The 3,595-nt window shown below is 63.0% G+C and carries 4 protein-coding genes; all 4 read right to left on the bottom strand.

Annotation, left to right across the window (positions count from 1 at the left end; genetic code table 11):
• A partial coding sequence (locus B3849_RS00985) for a GTP-binding protein (protein ID WP_286779709.1) occupies nucleotides 1-518 on the bottom strand: 518 nt, incomplete at its 3' end.
• Between the two features lie 11 nt (nucleotides 519-529).
• The gene (gene selA, locus B3849_RS00980; protein ID WP_278424875.1) at nucleotides 530-1,900 is read right to left on the bottom strand and encodes an L-seryl-tRNA(Sec) selenium transferase; all 1,371 of its coding nucleotides are present in this window, start codon (nucleotides 1,898-1,900) and stop codon (nucleotides 530-532) included.
• A 126-nt stretch (nucleotides 1,901-2,026) separates the two neighbouring features.
• A complete protein-coding gene (locus B3849_RS00975; RefSeq protein WP_005851434.1) occupies nucleotides 2,027-2,953 on the bottom strand; it encodes an MYG1 family protein in 927 nt (308 codons plus the stop codon).
• Nucleotides 2,954-3,083: 130 nt separating this feature from the next.
• Nucleotides 3,084-3,395: an ETC complex I subunit gene (locus tag B3849_RS00970; RefSeq protein WP_005851432.1), complete on the bottom strand. Its 312-nt coding sequence runs from the start codon at nucleotides 3,393-3,395 to the stop codon at nucleotides 3,084-3,086.
• Nucleotides 3,396-3,595 lie beyond the last annotated feature (200 nt).

Genomic DNA, 3,595 nt, shown 5'->3' with positions numbered 1-3,595 from the left:
CCCATCGGCGCGGCCCGCGCGGGCAAAGCGTTGAACCGCCGCGCCAAGACCTGCCGCAGATGATCTGTCCCGCCAGCGGTCGTGGCTGAACAGGGCACCAGTTCGGCCCCGGTAACGCCTTGCGCGGCAAGGGTATCCGCAATTTCCGCCAGACGGGCGGGCAATGTCGCGTCGGGGATCAAATCCACCTTGGTCACCGCAACCACCGCCACGGGCACCTGCAACAGTCTTGCGATCTGCACATGCTCGCGCGTTTGCGCGGCGATGCCCTCCACGGCCGAGACGACCAGCATCGCGCCCTGCGCGCCGCTCGCACCCGACACCATGGTGCGGATGAAATCCTCGTGCCCCGGCGCATCAATCAGATCGAGCGTCCCACCCGCCATCTCGCAATGGGCAAAGCCTAGCGCGATCGACAGGCCACGGGCTTTTTCCTCGGCCAGCCGGTCCGTCTCCATCCCCGTGAGCGCGCGCACCAGCGCCGTCTTGCCATGATCCACATGGCCGATCACGATCACGCAGGCCGATGTCATGTGGCGGCGATCGCGCCCAGCGCCGCGACGATATCGGGCAGTTCGTCATCCGTTACCGTACGCATGTCCAGCCACAGCTTGCCCTGATGGATACGCCCGACAATGGGTACCACCCCGCCCCGTAAACGATCCGCAAGGGTTTCAGCAGACAGCGCGGCAGAGGCCACGACAACACTGAAACTGTCCAGGTCCTGCTGCGGCAGCGACCCGCCGCCGACATAGGCGGCTGACGCCATCACCTCAACATCCACCCCCTTCACCGCAGCGAGGGAACCCGCGAGCCTTTGCGCCCGCGCCTCTACCTCTGCCAAAGGCTGCGAGAGCGCGCGCAAGACCGGCACCCGCGCCAGCGGATCATGGGGCGGCAGGTAAAGACGCAAGGTCGCCTCGAGCGCGGCCAGCGACAGCTTGTCGATGCGCAACGCCCGCAGCAACGGGTGCTTGCGTAGCCCCGCGATAATATCCGCCCGTCCCGCGATGATCCCCGCCTGCGGCCCACCAAGCAGCTTGTCGCCCGAGAACATGACCAGATCGACACCCGCTTTGAGGATATCCGCCACCACGGGTTCGTCGCGCAGCCCAAAGGGGGCAAGGTCAATCAGCACGCCGCTGCCCAGATCCTCCATCAGAATCAGATCCCGCTCCGCCGCAAGTTGCGCCAAATCATTGCGGGACGGGGCAGAGGTGAAGCCCACAATTCGAAAGTTGCTGGTGTGGCTTTTCAACAGAACCGCCGTATCCTCGTCCACCGCATCGGCATAATCGCTAAGCCGCGTTTTATTCGTGGCACCGACCTCTCTCAGCTCTGCACCGCTTTGCGCGATCACATCGGGCAGACGGAAAGACCCGCCAATCTCGATCAGCTCCCCGCGCGATGCGATCACCTTGCGCCCCGCGGCGCTGCCCATCAGCGCCAAGACCACCGCCGCGGCGCAGTTGTTCACGATCAGCGCCGCCTCAGCGCCCGTCAACTGACAGATCAGCGCCTCGGCATGGTCATAGCGCGACCCGCGCTTTCCGGTTTTCAGGTTCAGCTCAAGGTTCGAAGGCCGCGCAGCGATCTGATCCATCGCCTGCAGCGCCTCGGGGGCAAGACGGGCGCGGCCCAGATTGGTGTGGATGATGATACCCGTGGCATTGATGACAGGGCGAAGGTTCGGCTGGCGGGCTGCCTTTATCCGGTCGGCAATTCTATGGGCAAAGGGTTCACTGGCGAAATCGGGCAAGCCGACCACCCCGCCGCCCCGAATATCATGGCGCAGCTGGTCGAGCGTTTCGCGCAGGGCGCGGCGCACCTCGTCGTGGCTGTAGGTCGCAACCAAAGACGCCACATGCGGTTGCTGCAACAGCGTATCGATCTGTGGCAAATGTCTAAGCTGGCTGTTCACGCGTCACGCCCCCCGATGGCTGAACGCGCAGTGTAATCGCGCGGGCCACGGGGGCAAGCCGGAACGCAGACCACAGGCAGGCGACAAAGAGGCCTGCCGGGCGGGTTACGCCGCCAGCGCTTCCTTCACCGCGATGTCGGCCATCTGCAAAATCGCCTCGCGGCTATCGGCGACGGCGATAAAGCGGCCGTTGTGGCAGAACTTTGCCCCCTTGACGCCTGATGCTTCCTCAAGCGCGGCGTCTTTTTGACCCGCCCAAGCGACCGGAAGATCAGCGCGGTTCTCGAACGTATCATCCCCCGACCGGATCGTTGTCAGCGTCCATTCCTCGCCGCGCGGGTGGATGACGAACAGCAGATGATCCGCCCCCGCCTTCACCACGGCCCCGCGAAACGGCATGCCCATGGGCAGGTCCAGCACATGCCCTTCACCCGCGGCATCAATGGCGGTCATGACCATCGCTTCGGCGCGGAACTTGGCGGCTTTGCGACGGATCGACGCTTCGACAAAGGCGCGCGCAATGGGCAAGGCGGCGGCAAAGGCGCGGTCGTCCACGCCTTCCTCGCGGTCATCGAAGACGGGTTTCAGGCTTTCCAACAGCGCGGGCAAGGTCAGACCGGCAAACAGCGGCCCCGCCTCTGACGCGTTGACGGCACCATTGTCCAGCAGGTCGATCGGCAGAACAAACCCGCGATCGAAACTGTCGTGGATGGCATTCACATCCGCCTCGGGCACGTCGAGCGCGCGCAGATAATCATGCCCGTAATGCGCCCAGATCAGCCCGAAAGAGCTATAGGGCTGCCCGTCTTCACGCAGCGGATTGGGACGTTGATGGTGATCGAAAATCCCTGCCTCGGCATCAAAGTCACCGCCCACGTCGTAGATGATGCGCCCCTCGGCCGGTGTGATCAGCGCCTTGTCGCGGCTGCGCAGCACCGTGGCGTCTGGAAACAGCCGCGTCAGGATGACAGAGGATAGGAGTTCATCCGCATGAAAACCGCCTGAGTGGGTCACGAGTTGGGTGATCGTCATGTTTCTGTACCTTTGCGCATCTGTTCAGCAGGTCGAAATGAAAACGGGCGACCGTGCGAGGGGCCGCCCTGTGAATATGTATTGCTCACACCGCCCGTCACGGGCCTAGCATAAGAAAACGTAGAAAGAGTTAATGCGTCCAGGCCCCGCGGCGCCCTGTGGCGAAATTCTCGCCATAGCCGCCGGCGCGGACATTCGCGCGGCGTTTGTTGGGGTCTTGCACCAGCGCGTCGATGTTGTGATCGCGGGCGTATTCCACCGCTTCTTCCTTGGTGGCGAACTGCAAACGCACCTGCGTTTGCGTGTCCTTCGACGAGGTCCAGCCCATCAACGGGTCAATCTCGCGCGCGTGCTCTGGGTCGAATTCCAGCAACCAGACACGGGTTTTGGCCGTGCCAGAGGACATGGCAGTTCGGGAAGGCTGATAAATACGCGCGCGCATAGCTGAATCTCCGCTGTGATCAGGCGGTTTATCAGCCAAATACGGCCAAGGATCAAGGCATCACAGTGATTTGTGCCGAATTCGCGTTACATATGCTGCGGCGCAGCATAGACTGACTTCATGCAATCGGAGCACCTCTCATGACCCCCCTGACCCTGATGACGCTCAATGCCAACCTCGCCAAGCTGATGATCGACACT

Origin of the sequence: Sulfitobacter sp. UBA4523, from assembly GCF_002388305.1 — a bacterium.
Lineage (GTDB): Bacteria > Pseudomonadota > Alphaproteobacteria > Rhodobacterales > Rhodobacteraceae > Sulfitobacter > Sulfitobacter pontiacus.
The sequence above is the reverse complement of the archived record's forward strand: the minus strand, read 5'-3'. Positions and strand labels throughout refer to the sequence as shown.

What these genes read in the sequence shown, in the direction of transcription:
- B3849_RS00975 (WP_005851434.1), bottom strand. Translation starts at nt 2,953, where the DNA reads ATGACGATCACCCAACTCGTGACCCACTCAGGCGGTTTTCATGCGGAT.
- B3849_RS00970 (WP_005851432.1), bottom strand. Translation starts at nt 3,395, where the DNA reads ATGCGCGCGCGTATTTATCAGCCTTCCCGAACTGCCATGTCCTCTGGC.